Here is a 1,592-nt window from a genome sequence, read left to right as displayed (position 1 = left end):
CAAGATTACCCTTCAGATCACGAAGAAGTCGATTACTTTGTTACTGTTCAAAATGTGGCTGTCACTTTAGATGAAGCTGGAAATAAAGTTCTGTTAACTGAAGACTTGCGTAATGGTAATGGACGTACAGTTAAATCGCGCTATTCTACTCCTAATCGTGTCGACCGGTTTGATGAACCGATTGACGCTATTTACTGGATTATGAAAGATGAAAGTCTTCCGCCTGTTATTAAAGTAGAAGATCCCGTATTAGCAGCGAGCTTTGGACCAACATTGGCTACTAAACGTTCCTCAGCAGAGCGGCTAAAAGAAGGAGTAGACATGAATAAGCTAGTAATTGTTCCTTATGCAAATCCTTTCCGGGTTTATCCGCTGGCAGAAGACTATCAACAATTTAAACAGCTGTTTGAAGAGCAAAAAATAGAGTGTTATATTCTGAACACGGGGTTTTTCTTAGATAAAAAAATTACTCCCGAAGTGACACTGAAAAGCATTGAATCAATTGTTGATGGGACTGCAGAATTTGAATCATTTGGCGGAATTGAGCAGATGAGCTATCTAAAAGTAGCCGGGTATGAGCCGGACTTTATGGATGAAACTTATAAACAACTTGTTTTTGACCGTATTCAAATGCGCATAGAACATATACAAGAAAAAAATGAAGCAGGCGGAATGGATGTTTTACCGAATGAAGCGTTAGAAGCAATGAAAAAAGTTGTTGATCGTTAGTCTGAGTCCTTTTCTTGCTCAGATCTGATCAAAAACAAGTGCTTTTGTTTTCTTTTTACTCTGAATAGGAGTGATGTAAAGATGTCAGAAAAGTATCTGGAAATTACAGAAACCGTTTTACGAGACGCTCATCAAAGTTTAATGGCCACTCGTATGACAACGGAAGAAATGCTGCCCATTATCGAAAAAATGGATCGAACCGGTTATTATTCATTAGAGTGTTGGGGAGGGGCTACCTTTGATGCAGCTATTCGTTTCTTAAATGAAGATCCTTGGGAACGTTTGCGCGAGATCAAAAAAAGAGCACCTCAGACAAAACTTCAAATGTTACTAAGAGGACAAAATTTATTAGGCTATCGTCATTATGCAGATGATATTGTCGACAAATTTATTGAAAAAGCCTACGAAAATGGAATCGATGTTTTCCGTATTTTTGATGCTTTGAATGATACGCGTAACTTAGAAGCTTCTTTGAAAGCTGTGAAGAAATATGGGGGACATGCGGAGCTGACGATTTGCTACACGATCAGTGATATTCACACGATTGATTACTATGCTAAATTAGCGGAGCAATTGCAACAAATGGGTGCTGACTCCATTTGTATTAAAGATATGGCAGGGATCTTAACACCGTATACAGCTGAGAAATTAGTTAAAAGGTTAAAAGAGGGGCTGACTATTCCACTAAGCCTCCATACTCATGCGACCAGCGGAATTTCTCAAATGACTTATTTAAAAGCAGCGGAAGCTGGAGTAGATAGAATTGATACAGCTATTTCGCCGTTTTCAGAAGGGACGAGTCAACCCCCGACTGAATCGATGGTGCTTTCTTTAAATGAAGGAGAAGTAAAAACAAGAGTAGA

The 1,592-nt window shown here is 38.9% G+C and carries 1 protein-coding gene and 1 pseudogene; both read left to right on the top strand.

From position 1 onward, the window contains the following. Positions 1-729 (top strand): annotated as a pseudogene (locus tag RT405_RS11025) (phosphoenolpyruvate carboxykinase); the annotation flags it as partial. Between the two features lie 81 nt (positions 730-810). Next, positions 811-1,592: pyruvate carboxylase subunit B (locus RT405_RS11020; RefSeq protein ID WP_313469681.1), on the top strand; the 782-nt coding region annotated here is incomplete at its 3' end.

This window comes from Carnobacterium sp. (assembly GCF_032094055.1).
GTDB lineage: Bacteria > Bacillota > Bacilli > Lactobacillales > Carnobacteriaceae > Carnobacterium_A.
Note: the sequence above shows the minus strand (reverse complement) of the source record. Positions and strands in the feature narration are given on the sequence as shown.